19 protein-coding genes are annotated in these 18,936 nt (G+C 65.0%); 8 read left to right on the forward strand and 11 right to left on the reverse strand.

Going from position 1 to position 18,936, the window contains the following annotated elements; genetic code table 11:
* The first annotated feature begins 1 nt into the window (after window position 1).
* Window positions 2–1,489 carry a mannitol dehydrogenase family protein gene (locus AB4Z16_RS18410; protein ID WP_441512803.1) on the forward strand — a complete coding sequence of 496 codons (1,488 nt, stop codon included), beginning with the start codon at window positions 2–4 and terminating at the stop codon, window positions 1,487–1,489.
* A gap of 229 nt (window positions 1,490–1,718) precedes the next feature.
* Here the strand turns inward: AB4Z16_RS18410 and AB4Z16_RS18415 are convergent, their stop codons facing one another.
* Entirely contained in the window at window positions 1,719–3,173 is a 1,455-nt protein-coding gene (locus AB4Z16_RS18415; protein ID WP_441512804.1) for an aromatic amino acid lyase, read from the reverse strand.
* A gap of 174 nt (window positions 3,174–3,347) precedes the next feature.
* Between AB4Z16_RS18415 and AB4Z16_RS18420 the strand changes: the two genes are divergently transcribed.
* The gene (locus AB4Z16_RS18420) at window positions 3,348–4,097 is read left to right on the forward strand and encodes a GntR family transcriptional regulator (protein WP_441512805.1); all 750 of its coding nucleotides are present in this window, start codon (window positions 3,348–3,350) and stop codon (window positions 4,095–4,097) included.
* 3 nt (window positions 4,098–4,100) lie between these two features.
* Here the strand turns inward: AB4Z16_RS18420 and AB4Z16_RS18425 are convergent, their stop codons facing one another.
* From AB4Z16_RS18425 to AB4Z16_RS18450, 6 genes are read right to left on the reverse strand one after another with little or no spacing between them, the layout of a single operon-like run.
* Complete coding sequence (locus tag AB4Z16_RS18425) at window positions 4,101–4,880, reverse strand: enoyl-CoA hydratase-related protein (protein WP_441512806.1); 780 nt, start codon at window positions 4,878–4,880, stop codon at window positions 4,101–4,103.
* Window positions 4,881–5,660, reverse strand: coding sequence for an enoyl-CoA hydratase/isomerase family protein (locus tag AB4Z16_RS18430; protein WP_441512807.1), 780 nt, complete (start codon window positions 5,658–5,660; stop codon window positions 4,881–4,883).
* Window positions 5,661–5,696: 36 nt separating this feature from the next.
* Entirely contained in the window at window positions 5,697–6,572 is an 876-nt protein-coding gene (locus tag AB4Z16_RS18435) for an amidohydrolase family protein (protein ID WP_441512808.1), read from the reverse strand.
* Window positions 6,565–7,179 (reverse strand): carboxymuconolactone decarboxylase family protein, encoded by a 615-nt coding sequence (locus AB4Z16_RS18440; RefSeq protein ID WP_441512809.1) that lies wholly within the window; start codon window positions 7,177–7,179, stop codon window positions 6,565–6,567. The genes AB4Z16_RS18435 and AB4Z16_RS18440 overlap by 8 nt, the downstream gene beginning before the upstream one ends.
* An 11-nt stretch (window positions 7,180–7,190) precedes the next feature.
* The gene (locus tag AB4Z16_RS18445; RefSeq protein ID WP_441512810.1) at window positions 7,191–8,396 is read right to left on the reverse strand and encodes a CaiB/BaiF CoA transferase family protein; all 1,206 of its coding nucleotides are present in this window, start codon (window positions 8,394–8,396) and stop codon (window positions 7,191–7,193) included.
* Window positions 8,389–9,015, reverse strand: a complete 627-nt coding sequence (locus tag AB4Z16_RS18450) for a glutathione S-transferase family protein (protein ID WP_441512811.1) — start codon at window positions 9,013–9,015, stop codon at window positions 8,389–8,391. The genes AB4Z16_RS18445 and AB4Z16_RS18450 overlap by 8 nt, the downstream gene beginning before the upstream one ends.
* A 267-nt stretch (window positions 9,016–9,282) precedes the next feature.
* Between AB4Z16_RS18450 and AB4Z16_RS18455 the strand changes: the two genes are divergently transcribed.
* Together AB4Z16_RS18455 and AB4Z16_RS18460 are read left to right on the forward strand one after the other, a co-directional pair.
* The gene (locus AB4Z16_RS18455) at window positions 9,283–10,296 is read left to right on the forward strand and encodes an amino acid ABC transporter substrate-binding protein (protein WP_441512812.1); all 1,014 of its coding nucleotides are present in this window, start codon (window positions 9,283–9,285) and stop codon (window positions 10,294–10,296) included.
* Window positions 10,297–10,431: 135 nt separating this feature from the next.
* The gene (locus tag AB4Z16_RS18460; protein ID WP_441513081.1) at window positions 10,432–11,403 is read left to right on the forward strand and encodes a Bug family tripartite tricarboxylate transporter substrate binding protein; all 972 of its coding nucleotides are present in this window, start codon (window positions 10,432–10,434) and stop codon (window positions 11,401–11,403) included.
* Window positions 11,404–11,415: 12 nt separating this feature from the next.
* Here AB4Z16_RS18460 and AB4Z16_RS18465 read toward each other — a convergent pair whose 3' ends face one another.
* The gene (locus AB4Z16_RS18465) at window positions 11,416–12,483 is read right to left on the reverse strand and encodes a mandelate racemase/muconate lactonizing enzyme family protein (protein WP_441512813.1); all 1,068 of its coding nucleotides are present in this window, start codon (window positions 12,481–12,483) and stop codon (window positions 11,416–11,418) included.
* 123 nt (window positions 12,484–12,606) lie between these two features.
* Between AB4Z16_RS18465 and AB4Z16_RS18470 the strand changes: the two genes are divergently transcribed.
* The 4 genes from AB4Z16_RS18470 (at window position 12,607) to AB4Z16_RS18485 (ending at window position 16,052) form a co-directional block, all read left to right on the forward strand.
* Window positions 12,607–13,101 (forward strand): tripartite tricarboxylate transporter TctB family protein, encoded by a 495-nt coding sequence (locus AB4Z16_RS18470; RefSeq protein ID WP_441512814.1) that lies wholly within the window; start codon window positions 12,607–12,609, stop codon window positions 13,099–13,101.
* Window positions 13,098–14,597 carry a tripartite tricarboxylate transporter permease gene (locus tag AB4Z16_RS18475; protein ID WP_441512815.1) on the forward strand — a complete coding sequence of 500 codons (1,500 nt, stop codon included), beginning with the start codon at window positions 13,098–13,100 and terminating at the stop codon, window positions 14,595–14,597. Before AB4Z16_RS18470 ends, AB4Z16_RS18475 begins: the two co-directional genes overlap by 4 nt.
* 134 nt (window positions 14,598–14,731) lie before the next feature.
* Complete coding sequence (gene pcaG, locus AB4Z16_RS18480; protein WP_441512816.1) at window positions 14,732–15,361, forward strand: protocatechuate 3,4-dioxygenase subunit alpha; 630 nt, start codon at window positions 14,732–14,734, stop codon at window positions 15,359–15,361.
* A gap of 19 nt (window positions 15,362–15,380) precedes the next feature.
* Window positions 15,381–16,052, forward strand: a complete 672-nt coding sequence (locus AB4Z16_RS18485) for a dioxygenase family protein (RefSeq protein ID WP_441512817.1) — start codon at window positions 15,381–15,383, stop codon at window positions 16,050–16,052.
* 161 nt (window positions 16,053–16,213) lie between these two features.
* On the opposite strand, the gene AB4Z16_RS18490 is transcribed toward AB4Z16_RS18485, so the two are convergent.
* From AB4Z16_RS18490 to AB4Z16_RS18500, 3 genes are all read right to left on the reverse strand, one after another.
* Window positions 16,214–18,007 (reverse strand): ABC transporter ATP-binding protein, encoded by a 1,794-nt coding sequence (locus AB4Z16_RS18490; RefSeq protein WP_441512818.1) that lies wholly within the window; start codon window positions 18,005–18,007, stop codon window positions 16,214–16,216.
* A 317-nt stretch (window positions 18,008–18,324) separates the two neighbouring features.
* Complete coding sequence (locus tag AB4Z16_RS18495; RefSeq protein ID WP_441512819.1) at window positions 18,325–18,498, reverse strand: hypothetical protein; 174 nt, start codon at window positions 18,496–18,498, stop codon at window positions 18,325–18,327.
* Window positions 18,499–18,508: 10 nt separating this feature from the next.
* Window positions 18,509–18,922: a rhodanese-like domain-containing protein gene (locus tag AB4Z16_RS18500; protein ID WP_441512820.1), complete on the reverse strand. Its 414-nt coding sequence runs from the start codon at window positions 18,920–18,922 to the stop codon at window positions 18,509–18,511.
* Window positions 18,923–18,936: the final 14 nt, after the last annotated feature.

Consider the following 18,936-nt stretch of genomic DNA (forward strand, 5'->3'; position numbering starts at 1 on the left):
GATGGCGGTGCGCCTGTCTCGCGCCACGCTCGGACAGCTCGGGCCGTCCATACGCGTCCCCCGCTACTATGCAGACGAGTTGAGCCCCGGCCTCGTCCATATCGGTGTCGGCAATTTCCACCGCGCCCATCAGGCCGCCTATCTCGACGAATTGTTCGAGTGCGGACTTGATCGTGACTGGGCGATCGTCGGCACCGGCGTGCGCGAAAGCGACGCCGAGATGGGCCGCGATCTCGCCGCGCAGGATTTCCTGACCACGGTGGTAACGCAGGAAGCCCAGCACTCGCAGGCGCGCGTCACCGGCGCGATGATCGATTTCGTGCCCCCCGGCGACAGTGCCGCGATCATAGAGCGCCTGGTCGATCCCCGCACGCGCATCGTCTCGCTGACCGTCACCGAGGGCGGCTACTACATCGACCCGGCGACGCAGGCTTTCGATCCCGGCCATCCCGATATCGTCGCCGATGCGGCGGATCGCCTGGCCTCGCCGAAGACCGCTTTCGGCCTGATCGCCGCCGGACTGCTAAGGCGGCGCGCGGCCGGCCTGCCGGCCTTCACGGTGATGTCCTGCGACAACCTGCCTGGCAACGGGCACGTCACTGTGGACGCCGTTGCCGGCCTCGTCGATCTCGTCACCCCCGGCGACGCGCGCTGGATCCGCGAGAACGTGGCCTTCCCGAATGGTATGGTCGACCGCATAACGCCGGCGACGTCGGAGCGCGAACGCAAGGCGCTGCGCGACGATTTCGGCATCGACGACAGCCGCCCGGTCTTCTGCGAGGATTTCCGGCAATGGGTGCTGGAGGACAATTTCCCGGCCGGGCGCCCTCGCCTCGAAGAGGTCGGCGTGCAGTTCGTCGCCGATGTCGCGCCGTTCGAGCTGATGAAGATCCGCATCCTCAACGGCGGCCACGCAGCGATCGCCTATCCCGCCGGCCTGCTCGACGTCCATTTCGTCCACGATGCGATGCAAGACGCCCAGATCGCCCGCTTCCTGTCCGCACTTCTCGACGACGAAGTCATTCCCGTCGTCCCCCCTGTCCCCGATACCGATCTCGCCGATTACAAGCGCACGATCGAACGGCGCTTCGCCAATCCGAAGATCGGCGACACCATCCGTCGCCTCTGCCTCGACGGCTCCAACCGCCAGCCGAAATTTATCCTGCCGACGCTGCGCGATGCCTTGCAGGCGGGGCGGCCAATTGACGGTCTCACACTGGTGAGTGCCCTGTGGTGCCGCTACTGCTTTGGCGAAACAGAAAGCGGACAAGCCATCGCGCCGAATGACCCCAGTTGGGCGCGGCTCAACGCCCAAGCACGACGAGCACGCCTCGAACCGGAAGCCTGGCTGCAGATGCCGGACATCTATGGAAACTTGCCGGAAGATCGACGCTTCCGGGAAGCGTTCGGCCGAACACTGCAGAGAATCTGGCAATCAGGAACCCGCGCGAGCATCGATCACTATCTCGCATCGCGTAGTTCCCCTTAGGCATGTCCAGCTCGGGGCGGGATTCCTTGCCGCTGCGGGCCCTGGCCTATGTCGAACTTTGAAGCCGTTTCACCCCCGCGTCGTACCTTGAGCAGATCGTCCATTCGAGCCCGGAACTGGACTTCCCAAATGTATGAAAAGGGCACAACTGCCCTCCTCACTTCCATGCAAAATGCGCCACTTCCGAATATTGGCTGAATTCCCGAAAGCGGACATGCCCTTGCGATAGTTAGGCCATTCCGATTAGGCGGTCGATTTCAGTATCGTTTGCAACGAGGTAGTCGATCAGTTGTCCAGCATGAGGCACGCGTTGCCCGGCGCCTGCATACGGAACGGCGCGTCTGACGAACGCAAATAGCTCAGAAGTTGCTAGGCCGAGTGGCTTGGCCCTTCGCATCTCGACGGCTTGCGCCGCCACCATGAGTTCCATGCCGAAGATGGAGCGGCAGAGTGTGGCCATGTCCGCCGTACGGCGGGCTGCAAGTCCAGCCATGCTGGCGCGATCGAGATTGCCGTTGGAATGACTGGAGCTCGCGAGTTCGCTCACCACGGGAGCGCCGAGAAGCCGTGCCTCCGAGGTGATCGACTTGTGAAACTGCGCGAGGCCGTTGAAGCCCGGCAGGCCGACGCCGTCTTCCTCGATCAGGCCGACGCTCAAGCCCGACCAGAATGAGTCCGCCTGCTTGGCCAGCCGTTCGGTCGAGCTGGTTACCACCGGCACCATGGCGAGCCGGGCGGTATCCAGCGCCATCGCCAGCGCGACCATGTCGAAATTGGCGACCGAGACCAATTGGCGCTGCTCGATCGCCACGATCGGATTGTTCTGGCTCGCGCTCAGTTCGATGGCGAGTTGCCTGCCTGCAAAATCGAGGCTGTCTGCAGCGTTCCCGTGGAGAAGCGGCAGCGAGCGGAAACTCAGCGGATCCTGGAGATGACGCGGCCCGCCGGGCTGCATCAGGTAGCTGCCGGCCAGATAGTTTCGGATCGCACGGCCATGATGCAGCACGCCGTCGAAGGGGCGGGAATTCAGCGCAGCCTCCGAAACGATCGAGGGATTGGCGGCAAAGCCCTCCATGCTGAACGCGCCGGCCAGCGTCGCAAAATCGAGCATGCGTGCGAGATCGTGGAAAGCGAGAGCCGCCGTACCGATCGAGAGCGCACTGGAATTCAGCAAGGCAAGGGCTTCTCCGGCGGCGAAGTCATGGTCCTTGTAAATTTCCAGCGCGAGATCGGCGATGGGCGACATGTCGCTCTGGCCCATCGAGCCCCAGAGGTGGACGTCGATCCGGCGATCCGTGTTCAGCGCATCGACCAGCATCTCGGCCATCACCGGCCTGACGCCGAGATAACCGGTCGCCATGCTGTTGAGCAGCACGACCATCATCGCCCTCACCGTCTCGTGCGCGGCAAGGGGGCCGTGCCCCATATTGTGGGTCAGGAGCAGGCGGCGATTGAATTCGGGAATCCGCTCAAGGGCGAGCACGGTGCCGGTCTTGGCTCCGACGCTGCTGGTGACGCCGTAGATTTTCTCGCCCTTGCCGACAACCTCGTCGACGACCTCCCGGGCGCGGACGATGCGTTTCATCGCCTCGCTGTCGAGAGCCACCCGCGCCCCTAACCGGGCGACCTGGACGATCCCTGCCGGATCCAGGTTTCGGCCGGAGATCTCGAGGATATTCCGCATGATGGTCCGTCCTGCATGTCAGCGACGATCAGCCATCCGGGTGCGAGCATCACACCGGGGCGAGCATCAAAAGGACAATAAGCTAGTTAATCGGATTAATATCGCGCCCCCGGCTCGTCAACTGCAGGGTATTGCGATACCCTGCCGAATATCTCAGGCCACATTGGGAGCCGCATGATCGTCCGCATCGTTTCTTCGAAGCCGTTGGAATTCAAACGAACGGGCATTTCCCGCTATCATCAGCTCGCCACGCTGTTTCGGCGCCGGATCGAGGCCGGGCAGTGGCAGGTCGGCGCGCAGATCCCGACCGTCGACGAGCTTTCGACCGAATGCGGGGTGGCGCGGGCAACGATCCGCCAGGCGCTTGACCTGCTCGAAGACGAGCAGCTGATCGAGCGCTACCGGGCGCGGGGAACGTTCGTGCGCCGGCGTCCGGCGGAGAACCTGTGGTGTGAGGTCGGCACCGACTGGTCGGGGCTGCTGCGCCCGAACTACGACGCGACGATCGAGATTCTCCATGACGAGCCCGATGCGATCCTCCATGGCTTCGAGGGGCAGATCGGGACCCTCGCTCCGGCCTATCGACATGTCCGGCGCCGTCATTGGCGGCATGGGCAGCCCTTCCTCCTGGCCGATCTCCATATCGATGAACGGCTTCGCGACCGCATGGCCCAGCGTGATCTCGAATCGAAGACGGCCCTGCGCCTGGTCTCCGAAGTCGAGGGGGTCGAGATCATGGATGCGCGCCAAACGCTGACCATAGGCACAGCCGATATCGAGACCAGCGAGGCGCTCGGGATTTCCCTGGATTCGCCGGTCGCCTTCGTCCATCGGCAGGCCTTGGACCAGGATGGCATGCTGGTGCTCGATGCGAAGGGCATCTATCGCGGGGATGTCGTGAAATTCGATGTGAAGCTGCGCTAGCGCTCAGCTTCCCTTGAATTGAGGTGGGCGTTTTTCCAGAAAGGCACGCATTCCCTCTTTTTGGTCCTGCGTGTCGAAAAGCTGGACGAAGGCCTTGCGCTCCAGCGCGAGCGCCGTCTCCAGGGGTACGTCCTGCCCGAGCTGCACGACCTCCTTGATCGCCAGGACGGAGAGCGGCGGCATCGCAGCTACGGTCCTGGCAAGGGTCAGAGCCCGCTCGAAGGCGCTCCCGTCGGGCACGATCTCCGATAGCAAGCCTGCATCGAAAGCCTCTCGCGCGGTTAGGGGCTCTCCCGTCAAGGCCAGCCTCATGGTGCGGTATTTACCGATGGTCCGCAGAAGACGCTGCGTCCCGCCTGCGCCGGGCATGATGCCGACACGGATTTCCGGCTGGCCCAAACGCGCGCCTTCGCCGGCGACGATCATGTCGCAGCACAGGGCCGTCTCGCAGCCGCCGCCCAGCGCATAGCCCTCGACGGCCGCGATCAGGATCTTCGGGCATCTTCGCAGCACCGTGAACATCCGGTCTGTTTCAAGCGCCTGATGCCGGGCCGGGCTCATCGACTCCATCTCGGCGATATCCGTGCCGGCGATGAAGTAGCCGCCAGCGCCGGTCAGCACGATGACGCGCACATTACTGTCGGCCTCGAGCGTCAGGACGGCGTCGGCAATGCGCGTCTTGATCTCGAGGTTCAGGGCGTTGCGACGCTCCGGGCGGTGCAGCGTGACGACCGCGACGCCATCGGAAACGTGCTCGACCGCTACGATTTCGGGCGTGCCCATCTAGCGGCCTCCGAAGACCGGCTTGCGCTTTTCGGCGAAGGCGCGCTGCGCCTCCTTCGTATCCTCGGAGGAAGCCAGCGCCACGGTCTGCGACTGCTCGAAGCGATAGCCGTCACGCAGTTCGAGACCCTCGGTGACGTTGAAGGAGCGCTTGGCAGCCTGGACGGCCGAAGGGCTCTTCGATGCGATCTCGCGCGCAATCTCCTGTGCCAGCCCGAGCAACTGCTCCGCCGGCACGCAATGCGAGGCGACGCCCATCCGGTAGAGCTCGGCGCCACGCACACGCCGCGCCGTGTAGATCAGCATCCGAGCGTCGGATTCTCGGAAGAACCGGCGGACATGGCTCACGCCGCCGGCCAGCCCGACATCGACCTCGGTCATCGCGAAGAAGCCTTCCTCCGCCACGAGGATGATGTCGCAGCACAGGGCCAGCACGCAGCCCGCGCCTATCGCGGCACCGTTGACCGCAGCGATGACGGGCTTGGAGCACTCCATCACCGTGTCGAAGGACGCGCGCACGAGGCGGTTATGGCGCGGATAGGCGCCCGGCTCTTCCGCCAGACCGGGCCGCTCCTTCAGGTCGGCGCCTGCCGAGAAGGTCTTGCCGGCACCGGTCAGCACGATCGCCCGCACGTCGGCGCGGTCGCTGAGGCCATCGAAGACGGCGACGATCTCCTCCCGGAACTGGCGGTTCTGCGCGTTGACCGGCGGCCGGTCGATCGTCACCGTCGCGACGAAATCGCGGACCTCGACCGTCAGGCATTCAAGGGCGTTGGCCATCTGAAACTCCGTATCGAACGAGGCCGGGGGCCGGCATCAGAACCCGTAGAGCGCGCGGGGATTGTCGACGAGAATCTGGCGCCGCAATTCGGCATCCGGAACCCATTCCGCGAAGAGATCGAGCAGATGCCCGATATCGGGAGCCCGCTCGGCAAGGCGCAGATGTGGCCAGTCCGAGCCCCAGACCACGCGTCCGAGGTTTGCCGCGATGAGGGCGTCATGGAACGGCCGGACATCGGCGTAATCCGGAAAATCCTGCGAGCAGCGGCACAGCACGAGCTTGATCCAGAGCCAGCCCTCTTGAAGTGCGTCCAAGATCGCCTGGAACGACGGATCGCCCAGCCCGCGCGCGATCTGCAGGCCGGCCATATGGTCCAGCACGATAGGAATGCCGCTGGCGCGGTAGAGCGGCAGGTTCACGACGTGCCGGTCTATCCCGGCCCAGATTTCCGCATGCCAGCCCCTGTGCCGCATACCGGGAGCCATGGCCTCGAGATGTTCGGTGCCGACCGAGCCCGGGAAGGGACCGATCCCACCAGGCACGGTCATGTCGTTGAAGCGCAGGCCGCGGATGCCCGCCGCGTGCCAGGCGTCGAGGTCGACCTGGGGAACCCGCTCGCTTGCAGCGGCGATGCCGCGCAGACTCCCCTCGCCTTCAGCCAAGGCATCGAGGATGGCGGAGGGGTCTTCGCCATAGGCGCCGGGCTGGACGAGGACGCCATGGGTCAGGCCGGTGCGCTCCAGCGTGTCGCGATGCGCTGCCGCCGGAGCCAGGGGCGCCGCGTAATGCATCTGGTGCGATACCGGGAAACGCTCATAGGGCCCGAAGACATGCGCATGGCAGTCGCAGGCCCCGGCCGGAAGTTTCCAACCGGGGGCACGATGCGATCTAGGAGCAACTGTTTCAGTCACGGCCGGCGTCCTCGGCCACGCGTATGGAGGCAGGCAAGCGTGTCGGTCCATCCTGCAGCTCGGGCAGAGGCGGAGCCGCCCCGTCCGGCAGCGGGATTCCATGCGCATTCAGCGTCATCGACACCATCGTGTAGTAGCCGATCACGCCCGTGAGCTCGACGGCACCACGCGGTCCCCACCGATGGACGATCGCTTCATGCACGTCGTCGGAAACCGTGCCGGTCTGCACGAGCAGGCGGGCATATTCATAGATCTCCCGCTCCTCTTCCGCGACGAAGACCGGCGCCTGGCCCAGCCGGATGGCCTCGATGCAGTCCGCACCCAGGCCCGCGATCTTCGCCGCTTCCGCATGGATGTGGAATTCGAGCTGGCTGTTCCAGTGGCGGCCAACGACGATGATGGCGAGCTCGTTGAGCTTGGCCGGCAACAGCGTCGAATAGCGCAGGAACTCGCCGAGCCTGGACCAGCGCGTGGCGAGTTCCGGGCTGTGAATCACCGCTCGCAGCGGCCCGATCAATCGCCCGCGCGGCCCGGATACGACCTCGTCATAGACCTTGCGCTGATCCGTCGTCAGCTCATCGACGGCCGGGAGGTGGAGGCGCCCCATTCTGTCTTCCATCAAGCTTGTTCGGCCAGGCCGATATCGCGAAGGATCTCGTCGGTATGCTCCCCCAGCAAGGGCGGGGGGCGATCGAACGAGAGGGGTTCGTTCTCGAAGTTCAGCGGGCTGACGACCTGCGGAACCTTGCCTGCCAGCGCGTGGGGCAATTGGCGTAGCATCCCCCGATGCCTGACTTGCGGGTCGTCGAACACTTCCGGCACCGTGTTGATGGGCGCGCAAGGAACCCCGGCAGCATCGAGCATGGCGATGAGCGTGTCGCGGTCGAAACGGCCAAAGGCCGCACGCAGCAACGGATCGAGCAGGGAATGGTTGGTCACGCGGGCCGGATTGCTGGCGAAGCGCGCGTCATGCGCCCATTGCGGCTCGCCCAATGCCTCACAAAGCTTGGCGAACTGCCCATCATTGCCGACCGCCAGAACGATGAAGCCATCGGCGCAGGGAAAGACGTCCTGGGGCTGGATATTGGGGTGGCGATTGCCGCCGCGCACCGGCGCACGCCCCGAGATCAGCCAGTTCATCGCCTGGTTGGCAAGGAAGCCGGTTTGAACATCCAGCATGGCGAGATCGATATTGTCACCCTTGCCGGTCTCGTTGCGCCTGACCAGCGCCGCGAGCACGCCCACGGCCGTGTACATGCCGGTCATGATGTCGACGATGGGAACGCCGACCTTCTGCGGTCCGGCGCCGGGCATGCCGTCGCGTTCGCCGGTGACGCTCATCAGGCCGCCCATGGCCTGGATTGCGAAATCGTAGGCCGCAGCGGATTTGCGCGGGCCGCTCTGCCCGAAGCCGGTCACCGAGGCAAAGATCAGCCGCGGATTGATCGTCTTGAGTGCTTCGTAGTCGAGGCCATAACGCTTGAGCGTCCCGACCTTGTAGTTCTCGACGACGATGTCGCTCTTGGCGGCCAGCCGGCGCACGACGTCCTGCCCCTTCGGGCTGGTGATATCGACGGTAATCGAGCGCTTTCCGCGGTTGACCGAAAGATAATAGCCGGCTTCGCTGGTCGGGTTGCCGGCATCGTCCTTGAGGAAGGGCGGACCCCAGGCGCGCGTGTCGTCGCCGGCTTCCGGCCGCTCGACCTTGATGACGTCGGCGCCGAGATCGGCCAGGATCTGGGTCGCCCATGGCCCGGCCATGATCCGGCTGAGATCGAGGACACGGACATGGCTGAGAGGGCCCTGGCGCCGGGTTTCAGCCATCGTCCCTGACCTCGGTGGCGACGGCCGACGGGCGCTGGCGGAAGGCGCCATGCCATTGCGCAAGCCTGGGATGCGTCGCCCGCCAATCGAAATCCGCGTAGCGAAAGTCGAGATAGGACAGGCAGCAGCCGAGCGCGATGCCCGAAAGCGGCAGCGGTCCCGGCGCGATCGGCCCGGCTTCGCTCTCGAAACGCGCAAGAGTAGCCGCAGCCTTGGTGGCGAAGCTCGTCAGCCATTCCGCCGTCTGCCGCTCGGCAGGCTTGTTGCGCTCGTTGCGCCAGAGGATGAGCAGGTCGAGAAGCCCGGTCGCGAGCGCATGCCGGCTGAGCTCGCTCCAGCGCTCCGGCCCCTTGGCGGGAACGATGACGCCGCCACCGGCCAGTGAATCGAGATACTCGCAGATCAGGCCGGAATCGATCAGGACCGAACCATCGGCCAGGACCAGCGTCGGGATCTTGCTCAGCGGATTGTCGGGCAGCAGATCCGGGTTCGGCTTCGTCATCTGGACGACCGTGCGTCGCAGCGTCAGTCGATCGGTGAGGCCCAGCTCATGCGCGGCCACCATCACCTTTCGTACGAACGGCGATCGAGGAGACCAGTGGAGTGTCATGTCGCCCATTGCATGCTCTCGGCTCGATTGGCATCGATCTATTAAGTCAGCTTTATGGCCTATATCAACCACGATCTTTCCTGTCGAGCGCAGCGGCGGTGTCGCACAAAGGCAGAAAAGCCACAGAATCCCACTAAAATCGAAACTTATACCTCCTGAACCCACCGCACTCCGGGGGCGTATCGTTCGGATTCGGCATTGGTCGCCCAGTTGACGGAGCGATAGGGTGACAATAGGCTAGTCTTATGGCCTTTTTAAAATACTCGGGAGGAGAGAATGAAGGCACTTCAGGTTGTTCTTGGGGTAGCGGCTGCCTTGGTATCGGCTGCGGCTGCTCAGGCCGGGACGCTCGAGAAGGTCAAGGAGCGCGGGGAGCTGATCTGCGGAACGAGCCCGGGCGTTCCCGGCTTCTCGCTGCCGAATGCGCAAGGACAATGGGGCGGGCTCGATGTCGATCTCTGCCGTGCCGTCGCGGCGGCGGTCCTGAACGATGCCGGCAAGGTCAAGTACATCTCGCTCAACCCGAAGGATCGCTTCGCGGTCGTGCAATCCGGCGAGGTCGACGTGCTCTCGCGCCAGACCACCTGGTCGCTGTCGCGCGACACGACGCTCGGCCTGTCCTTCTCGGCGATCACCTATTTCGACGGCCAGGCGCTGATGGTCAAAAAGTCGCTGGGCATCAAATCCGCGAAGGATTTGGGCGGCGCGACCGTCTGCGTCCAGGGCGGCACGACGACCGAACTGAACATCGCCGATTTCTTCCAGAAGAACGGGTTGAAGTACGAGCCAGTGAGCTTCGCCTCGGGCGATGAGGCCATCAAGGCGTTTGAGGCCGGCCGCTGCGACGTCTTCACCACCGATGCATCGGCGCTCTACGCCTACCGGCTGAAAATCGCCAACGGACAGGATTTCGTGATCCTGCCGGAGCTCATCTCGAAGGAGCCGCTCGGACCGGCCGTCCGTCGCGGCGACGAAGCCTGGGCCAATATCGTCCGCTGGACGCATTACGCGATGGTCAATGCCGAGGAGCTTGGCCTGACCTCGGGCAATGTCGACGATCAGCTCAAATCGGCCAATCCGGAGATCAAGCGCTTCCTCGGCGTCGAGGGCAATCTCGGCGAGGGCCTCGGGCTGACGAAGGACTGGGCTTACCGGATCGTCAAGCAGGTCGGAAACTACGGCGAGAGCTACGAGAAATATCTTGGGCCGGCATCGCCGCTGGGCATTCCGCGCGGCGCCAACAACCTCTGGTCGAAGGGCGGCCTGCAATACGCCCCGCCGGTTCGCTGACAGAGCACGCTGCTTCCTGAAACGCCTTGCGAAGGCAGGGCGCGATCACCCTTTCGCTCTTGGTGCGACGGGGCGCCCGCGCCAAGTCGAACGCCAAGCCGATCCAAGAACGAAAACAGGAGGGGAAACGTGAAGATGAGAGCGTCGAGCTTGAAATTCCTGGCGATCATCGCCGCCTTGCTGGGCACCGCAGCGACGGAGGCCGCCGCCCAGAGCTATCCGACGAAACCTGTCCGCATGATCGTTCCTTTCGCGCCGGGCGGCCGCGTCGAAGCCGTTGCGCGCCTGATCGCGGATGCTCTCAGCAAGGATCTGGGCCAGCCCTTCCTGGTCGAGAGCCGCCCCGGTGCCGGAGGTGCGACGGGCGCGGACTTCGTCGCGAAGGCGCAGCCCGACGGCCATGTGCTGCTCCTCTGCTCGGCCGGCGTGTTGTCGATCCTGCCCAATGTCGACAAGAAGCTGCCCTACGACCCCGTCAAGGATTTCACACCCGTGGCGCGGCTTATCGAAGGCTTTACCTTCATCGGCGCCTATCCCGGCCTCCCGGCCAAGTCGATGGCCGAACTCGTAGCGCTCGCGAAGCAAAAGCCGAACAGCATCGGCTATGCCTCCAGCGGCGTCGGAACCTACAGCCATCTGGCGGGCGAACTCGTCAGCATCGCATCGGGCGCTGCGCTCAAGCATGTCCCCTATCGCGGCAGCGGCCCGGCACTGAACGACATCGTGGCTGGGCATATCCCGCTGATGATCGGCGGCGAACTCGGGGAACTCGCCAAGGCCGGAAAGATCCGCATCCTCGCCACCACCAACGAGAAGCGCTCGCCGGAATTCCCGGATGTCCCGACGATGAAGGAGAGCGGCTTTCCGCAGTTCGTCGCTCATTCCTGGGTTGGCCTCGTCGGCCCTGCGCACATGCCGGGAACAGTCGCGGACAAGCTCAACGTGACGCTGGCACGGGTCATGGCCGACCCTGCGACGCAGGAGAAGCTGCGCGGCCTCGGCGGCGAGCCGGCCTATCAGCCAGCTGCCGATTTCGGAAAGACGGTGGCGCAGGATCGCGACATCTATGCCGAGATCATCGCCAAGGCGGGGCTCAAATTCGATTGAAGAGTCGGCGCTTCACTCGTTGAACACGAGCCCCGTCCCGACACCATCCGGCACGGCGACTATCCCCGCCTCCAGCTTCAGCCCCGAGAAAAGGTCGTTGTCTAGCAACGCCATCTCGGAGAATTCGTGCGGAAAGCGCGGAGGCGGCAGGCTCGCCGCGAGATGCAGCGTATGGGCATGAACGATGCTCGAGCCGAACACCGCGCCGAAGCGGAAGTCGACATTCGCGGCGCGGCAGATCGCGATCGCCTGTGCGGTGCGGCTCGGGCCACCATGGTTGAGAATGCGCAGATTGATCGACGCCACATGGCCGGCCTCGACGATCCTCAGGATCGACTGCAGATCCTGGGCGCTCTCATCAGCCTCGACGGGAATGTCGAGCGCAGAGGCCACCGCGATCAGGCTCCTGAAATCACGGGCCGAGGTGGGCTGCTCAACCAGTTCAAGGCCGAAGCGAGCCATGGCGTTGATGGTGCGCACCGCCAGCTTGGGTGGGTAGGACTCGTTGGCGTCGATCATCAGCGCGATATCCTGCCCGACCGCCGAGCGCACATCGCGGACGCGTGCGATATCGAGTTCCGGCTCGCCGGAAACCTTGACCTTCAGGTGCCTGAAGCCGGCCTCCACCAACTCCACGGCAACCTCGGCCATGCGCTGCGGCGATTTCAGGGGAATGATCCGCGTATTGGCGAAGCGCTCCTGCCGCCTACCGCCATACAGGTCGTGCAAGGGCACGCCGAGCGCACGGGCACGCAGGTCGAGCAAAGCGCACTCGATTCCGGCCTTTACCGGCAGCGCGCCATGCAGCCGTCGATCCAGCCCGTCCATGATGGCACCAATCGCGGTCTCGTCCTGTCCGACCAGGCCCTCGCAGAGATGATCGAAGCTCGCCTTCACCACGGCGACGGGCTCCGTCCATGGCGGCATCGCGCGGATGTAGCCATGGCCCTCCACGCCTCGCGCGTCCGTTATGACGATGGCAAAGCCCCGTATCCCCGCGAGCGGCCCCTGCGCGAAGCGCCATTCGGGGTCCGTCAGCCGCTGGTCGATCGCGACCGTCCTGATTGTCTGGATGGGCATCTGGCCTCCCGAACGTTCCGCACGACGCATATGCCATCGAGTGGCTTGCCTGCCTAGCAATAGTATATAAAACTAGTCTATAGGCACAATGAGAGCAGGCGCCTTTTCCCGGAGCGAAAGGTCATGCAAGAGCAGAACGAAGTCGCCCCGCAGAGCTTGGCAGAGGCCGGCCCGGAGGCGGCGAGCTCGGGGAGCGATCTCGCGGCTGGGCTGATGTTGGGCCTGTTGGGGCTCGCGGCGCTCTTCATCGGTCGGGACTATCCGGCCGGGAGCTCGCTCGACATGGGCCCCGGCTATATTCCGCGGGCCATCGCCGCGGGTTTGCTGGTCACAGGGCTCCTGCTCGTTATCAAGGGAGCAGGATGGCGCCCGCGGGGATGGCCAGCCTTCCCGTTGCGCGCTGCGAGCGGTGTCTGCCTGGCGATTCTTCTGTTCGGGCTGCTGGTGGAGCGCGCCGGCCTGTTTGTCGCCTGCCTCGCTTGCGTCCTGGCGGCTGCACTCGGTGATCCGCAGGCGCGCTGGCGGGAGGTGCCAGTCGTCGCGGTGATCTTCGCAGGCGTTGCCGCTTTGCTCTTCGGTTACGTTCTCAGGCTCTCGGTTCAGGTCTGGCCGCTGTGAGCGATATCCTTTCCTCCATCGCCGGCGGGCTGGCCGTCGCGGCGACCCCGATCAATCTCTGGTACTGCTTTCTCGGCGCGCTGATCGGAACCTTGATCGGCGTCCTGCCCGGCCTGGGGCCGATCGCCACCATGGCGATGCTGTTGCCGCTGACCTATTATCTCGAGCCGACCGGCGCTCTGATCATGCTGGCCGGCATCTATTACGGAGCGCAATATGGCGGCTCGACCACGGCCATCCTGATGCGGTTGCCGGGGGAATCGTCGTCCGTGGTCACCTGCCTCGATGGCTACGAGATGGCGCGCCGAGGCCGGGCGGGCACGGCGCTGGCCACCGCCGCGCTCTCTTCCTTCCTGGCGGGGACGATCACGACGCTGCTGATCGCCTTCTTCGGCCCCGCCCTGACGACCGCTGCGCAGCGCTTCGGCCCGGCCGAATATTTCTGCCTGATGGTTCTCGGCCTGATCGCAGCCATCGTGTTCGCGCAAGGGTCGCTGCTGAAATCGATCGGGATGATCCTGCTCGGGTTGCTGCTCGGATCGGTCGGAGCCGACGTCAACACCGGCCTTGACCGCTTCACCTTCGGCGTTGGCGAGTTGCGGGACGGCATCGGCATCGCGGCGCTGTCCATGGGTGTCTTCGGCATTGCCGAGGTCGTGCTCAATCTGGCGCGGCCGCAGGAAGAAGGCGGGCGTACCCAGCCCGTCTCCGCATTGCGCCTCACCGCGGAGGATTGGCGCCGAGCCTGGCCTGCCGCCCTGCGGGGCACGGGTATCGGCGCGGTGCTCGGCATCCTCCCCGGAGGCAGCGCGATGCTGGCATCCTTCGCGGCCTATTCGGCGGAGAAGAAACTGTCGTCGTCGCCCGCGCAATTCGGCCAGGGGGCGATCGAGGGCGTGGCAGGCCCCGAGGCTGCCAATAATGCGGGCGCGCAGGCTTCGTTCATCCCGATGCTCGCGCTCGGGATCCCCAGCAATTCGGTCATGGCGATGATGGCCGGTGCCATGCTGATTCACGGTATCGCACCGAGTCCGAATCTGTCCTCAGCGCAACCCGCGTTGTTCTGGGGCTTGATAGCGTCGATGTGGGTCGGCAACCTCATGCTGCTCGTCATCAACCTGCCGCTCATCGGCCTATGGGTTCGCTTGTTGCAGGTGCCGTACCGCCTGATGTTTCCGGCGATCCTGCTGTTCTGCTGTATCGGCATCTACTCGGTGAACAGCAGCCCCTTCGAAGTCGCCATGCTGGCCGCTTTCGGCTTGGCCGGCATCGTGCTCACCCTCCTGGATTGCCCCCTTGCGCCGCTGGTGCTCGCCTTCATCCTGGGGCCCGCCATGGAGGAAAACCTGCGGCGCGCGATGCTCATATCCGGGGGAGAGGTTCAGATCTTCGCGAGCCCGATCTGCGTTGGTCTCCTTGTGGCGACTGCCGCATTGCTGGTGATGATTCTCGTTCCGTCGTTCAGGCGCACGCGATCGAGAATGGTCGACGCGTAACGAAGTGCCCATGCAAGGAGCGGAAACGCCAGCCGGTCAATCCGTCCTCCCGAACAGCAGCAGGCTGGCTTGGAGGCTGTGGATCATCGCTCGGAAGGCGGAGGGCCGCTTTCGCCCAGATTGGAGACAACGACATGACTAGCCCGTCTCTCTCCGCCAATCGTCTGGCGCCTCTCGCAGAGGACACGGTTGGCCCCTACTATCCCTATTCCTTCGTCGACGACGATCGGAGCGATCTGACGCGGCTCCATCACGGGCTCAGCGTCGGACCGCAGGGCAAGCCGATCATCCTGCGGGGACGCCTTCTCGATTGCGAGGGACAGCCGGTCGACGACGCGCTGCTGGAATTCTGGCAGGCGAACGCGGCCGGAATTCTGCGGATGCCCGACGTGCTGGACCACCCTCTGCTCGACCCGTATTTCGACGGGTACGGCCGGCTGGTGACGACCCTGGAACCATTCAGCTTCAAGACCATCAAGCCTGGCGCGATCGTCGCAGGAAATGGCATGGGCGCACGCGCACCTCATATCACGCTGACGATCTTCTCCGACGGGATCACCCGGCTGGTCACACAAGTCTTCTTCGACGACGAGGCCGAAGCGAACGCTCGCGACCCCCTGCTGGAAAGCCTCCCGGCGGAGCGGCGCGACCGACTCGTCGCCAGACTGACGTCCACCCCGAATGACGGTCCCGCGATCTACGAGATCGCGATCGTGATGCGCGGCGCGGACGAGACCCCATTCTTCGACGACCTTTCGAGCTGACGAACGGCGGAGCACGCTCATGATCATGAACCGAGGACGCCTGTTGCTGCCCGGACCGACCGACGGGGCGGCGGAACGGCGCGTGCCGCTGGAACGCCTGCATCTCATACCCGAGGCGGCGCGCCGGAGCTTCGTTCCGTGGGTCGCCGATCTGCCGGGCCTCAAGATCGGCGAGAACGATCTGAGCCGCATCGCGCCCGGCCGCCCGCAGGCCGAAGGCGAGGTCATCGAGATTTCAGGCCATGTCTTCGACGAGTTTGGACGCCCCGTCCGCAACACGCTGGTCGAGATCTGGAACGCCAACAGATGGGGCCGCTACACCCATGTGAAGGATCCCGTCCGAGAACGCCTCGATCCGAACTTCCTCGGCTTCGGCCGAACGATGACGGACGATCAGGGACGCTACCGCTTCCGCACGATTCGGCCCGGCTCCTATCTGGCGCGCCCTGACATCGACCGCTGGCGGCCGTCGCATGTCCATGTCTCGGTCCGTGGCGGCTCGGCCCGCCTGATCGCGCAAATGTATTTCGAAGGCGACCCCCACCTCGCCCGCGACCCGATGTTCATTCTGCTTGGTGAGGCGCAACCGCGACATTTCGGACAGGCCGCCGGGAAGGGCGTCGATGGCGAGGCTCTGTACCGATGGGACATCGTGATCGGTGGCCGCAACACCAGCTACTTCGAGAACTGACCGTGCGGCAGGTAGCGGCCTGGCCCGGCCGCTGCAGTGTCAACCGAGCTCGTGCCCTGCTCGGTTGACACTGGTTTCCACGTCTTGAACGCGACACTCCACAAGCGAAGACGTGGATGGTCGGGACAAGCCTGGCCCTGACGCAAGGGAACCGGCGGCGGCTACTCCGCCAGCCCCTTCGCCAATTCGCTGACCTGCTTTTCGAACAGCGCGCGATAGGCGCCGTCTTCGCGGGTCAGCAGAGCCTCGTGCGGCCCCTCCTCGACCACCCGGCCGCGATCGAAGACCAGGATGCGGTCCATGGCCCGCACAGTCGAGAGACGGTGCGCGATCACGATCGTGGTGCGGCCTTCCATCAGGCGCTCGATCGCCTGCTGGATCAGCGCCTCCGATTCCGAATCGAGGCTCGAGGTCGCCTCGTCCAGGATCAGGATCGGCGCATCGGCCAGGAAGGCGCGGGCCAGCGCGACACGCTGGCGCTCGCCGCCCGAGAGCTTGATGCCGCGCTCGCCGACGAGCGTGGCGTAGCCCTTGGGCAGGCGCATGATGAAGTCATGCGCGTTGGCGAGCCGCGCCGCCTGCTCGATCTGGGCTTGGCTGGCGCCGGGCCGTCCATAGGCGATGTTCTCCGCCAGCGAGCGGTGGAACAGCACCGGCTCCTGCTGCACGATCGCGATTTGCCGGCGCAGGCTGTCCTGCGTGACATCCGCGATGTCCTGCCCGTCGATCGCGATGCAGCCCGCGGTGACGTCGTAGAGCCGCTGCACCAGCTTGACGAAAGTCGTCTTGCCGGATCCGGAACGCCCGACGAGGCCGACCTTCTCGCCGCCACGGATGGTCAGCGAGAAGTCGCGGTAGAGCGGATCGTGATGGCCTCCATAGTGGAAGGTCACGTCCTCGAAGGCGATCTCACCCGCCGTCACACCCATCTCCACCGCGCCTTTCCGGTCCGGCACGCCATAGGGAAGATCGTGCATCCAGACGAGCTCCTCCATGTCGTTGACCGAACGCTGCAGGTTGTGGACGTGCTGCCCGACGTCGCGCAAATAGCCATGCACCACCGCATAGGCCGTCAGCACGAAGGCTACATCGCCCGCGCTCGCCTGCCCGTTCAGCCAGAGCCAGATCACGAGGCCGATCACCGCTGCCCGCAGGAACAGCAGCACGATGAGTTGCCCGGTGCCGGACCAGGTGCCGCGCACCCAGGCGCGCTCCGTCCGGCGGCTCCATTTCGCCATCACGGCGGCGAGGCGATAATCCTCGCGCGCCTCCGCCCCATAGGCCTTCACCACCGGGTTGCAGGTGATGGCGTCCGCTAGCGCACCGCCAAGGCGGGTGTCCCAGGCATTGCCCAGCCGCGCTGCCGGCGCCACGAAGCGCAGCGAGAGCCCGAGCGTCAACCCGATATAGGCCAACGCTCCCAGCGCCACGACAAGTCCCATCACCGGCCAGTGCCAGGCCAGCAGCGCCGTCATGCCGAGCAGGATGACGAGCGACGGCAGGAGCGCGATCAGGACGGTGTCGCTGAGCAGGTCGAGCGCCCACATGCCGCGCGTGATCTTGCGCACAGTTGAGCCGGCAAAATTATTGGCGTGCCAGTCGGTCGAGAAGCGCTGCAGGCGCGCGAACGCCTCCTGCGCCACGTCGCGCATCGTGCGCAGCGTCATGGTGGTGATGCCGATATAGGCGAAGTGCCGCCCGAACACGGTGACCGCGGCGAGCACCATCATCGCCGCCAAGGCCCACAGCGCCGCATCGGCAGCGTCGACGCCTGTCGCCACCGCATCGACGAGGCGGCCGGCATAGACCGGCGTTAACAGCTCGGCGAGCGTAGCGACCACGGTGACGCCCGCGACCCAGGCGACCTGCCCGGGCTGACGCGCCCAATGACGGAAAGTGAAGCCGAGAACGGCCCGGAACGGCTCCCGCCGCCCGGTTTGAGTATCAAGAGACATAGCGTCATCCGGCACCGAGGCGGCACCGACTCCGGATCAGGCGGAGACGACGACGCGCGCCGACTCCGGCAATGAAAGAAAATAGTCTGGAAAAGGCTCAGGAGACCGCCGGTTGGCGGGCATCGTGCAAGACCGACCTAGTGTTTAGGTGGTCGCATGGGAGTGACAGCGGTGGTGACGATTACCATTCAGCCCTCCCTTTCTTGACTTGGAGCCAGGCAGCCAAGATGCCTGATCTGTAGGCATGGCGCAAGCCGCCCTCCCATGCGCCGGCCGCACGGGGCACCCTCGCCCATTTCAAAACGGGCGACGGGCGATCACCAGAACAGCGCGACGAGCCGGGCTGCGATCACCAGAAGAAAAGCGGCGATGATCGTCGCCAGCACCTGCTGGCGCTTGCCGCGATTCGGGAATTGTCGCGCGAGCAGCTTTCCGAGCGGCTTGCGGAAGATAAAAGCCGCAACCAGCAGAACGATGACGATATGGGACAAGGCTCGAGACTCAGCCCTTCCGGTCGGCGGCAGAGGTCTCGACCGGCGCACCCGCCTTCTTCCAGGCCGAGAAACCGCCGGCGACATGGGCGACCGGCTTCAGCCCCATCTCCTGCGCTGTCTTTGCCGCCAGCGCCGAACGCCAGCCGCCACCGCAGAAGAAGACGAAGCGCTTGTCCTCCTGGAAGACCGGCTTGGCATAGGGGCTTTCCGGGTCGATCCAGAATTCGAGCATGCCGCGCGGGCAATGGAAGGCACCGGGCATGCGCCCTTCCCGCTCCAGCTCGCGTGGATCGCGCAGATCGACGAAGACCACGTCGTCGCGGCCGTGGAGTGCCTGCGCCGCCTCGATCGACAACGTCTCGACCTTGCTCTCAGCTTCTGCGACCAGGGCCTTGTAGCCCTTCGTGATGGTCTGCGGCATCGCTGCGCCCTCCC

The organism is Allobosea sp. TAF32 (assembly GCF_052113585.1).
GTDB lineage: Bacteria > Pseudomonadota > Alphaproteobacteria > Rhizobiales > Beijerinckiaceae > Allobosea.

Bases quoted from the DNA above. Each gene is read 5' to 3' on its own strand.
- AB4Z16_RS18430 (WP_441512807.1), bottom strand. From the start codon at position 5,660: ATGGCCAACGCCCTTGAATGCCTGACGGTCGAGGTCCGCGATTTCGTC.
- AB4Z16_RS18410 (WP_441512803.1), top strand. From the start codon at position 2: ATGGCGGTGCGCCTGTCTCGCGCCACGCTCGGACAGCTCGGGCCGTCC.
- AB4Z16_RS18450 (WP_441512811.1), bottom strand. From the start codon at position 9,015: ATGGGCGACATGACACTCCACTGGTCTCCTCGATCGCCGTTCGTACGA.
- AB4Z16_RS18460 (WP_441513081.1), top strand. From the start codon at position 10,432: ATGAGAGCGTCGAGCTTGAAATTCCTGGCGATCATCGCCGCCTTGCTG.
- AB4Z16_RS18425 (WP_441512806.1), bottom strand. From the start codon at position 4,880: ATGGGCACGCCCGAAATCGTAGCGGTCGAGCACGTTTCCGATGGCGTC.
- pcaG (WP_441512816.1), top strand. From the start codon at position 14,732: ATGACTAGCCCGTCTCTCTCCGCCAATCGTCTGGCGCCTCTCGCAGAG.
- AB4Z16_RS18490 (WP_441512818.1), bottom strand. From the start codon at position 18,007: ATGTCTCTTGATACTCAAACCGGGCGGCGGGAGCCGTTCCGGGCCGTT.
- AB4Z16_RS18445 (WP_441512810.1), bottom strand. From the start codon at position 8,396: ATGGCTGAAACCCGGCGCCAGGGCCCTCTCAGCCATGTCCGTGTCCTC.
- AB4Z16_RS18500 (WP_441512820.1), bottom strand. From the start codon at position 18,922: ATGCCGCAGACCATCACGAAGGGCTACAAGGCCCTGGTCGCAGAAGCT.
- AB4Z16_RS18465 (WP_441512813.1), bottom strand. From the start codon at position 12,483: ATGCCCATCCAGACAATCAGGACGGTCGCGATCGACCAGCGGCTGACG.
- AB4Z16_RS18415 (WP_441512804.1), bottom strand. From the start codon at position 3,173: ATGCGGAATATCCTCGAGATCTCCGGCCGAAACCTGGATCCGGCAGGG.
- AB4Z16_RS18470 (WP_441512814.1), top strand. From the start codon at position 12,607: ATGCAAGAGCAGAACGAAGTCGCCCCGCAGAGCTTGGCAGAGGCCGGC.
- AB4Z16_RS18440 (WP_441512809.1), bottom strand. From the start codon at position 7,179: ATGGGGCGCCTCCACCTCCCGGCCGTCGATGAGCTGACGACGGATCAG.
- AB4Z16_RS18420 (WP_441512805.1), top strand. From the start codon at position 3,348: ATGATCGTCCGCATCGTTTCTTCGAAGCCGTTGGAATTCAAACGAACG.
- AB4Z16_RS18455 (WP_441512812.1), top strand. From the start codon at position 9,283: ATGAAGGCACTTCAGGTTGTTCTTGGGGTAGCGGCTGCCTTGGTATCG.
- AB4Z16_RS18485 (WP_441512817.1), top strand. From the start codon at position 15,381: ATGATCATGAACCGAGGACGCCTGTTGCTGCCCGGACCGACCGACGGG.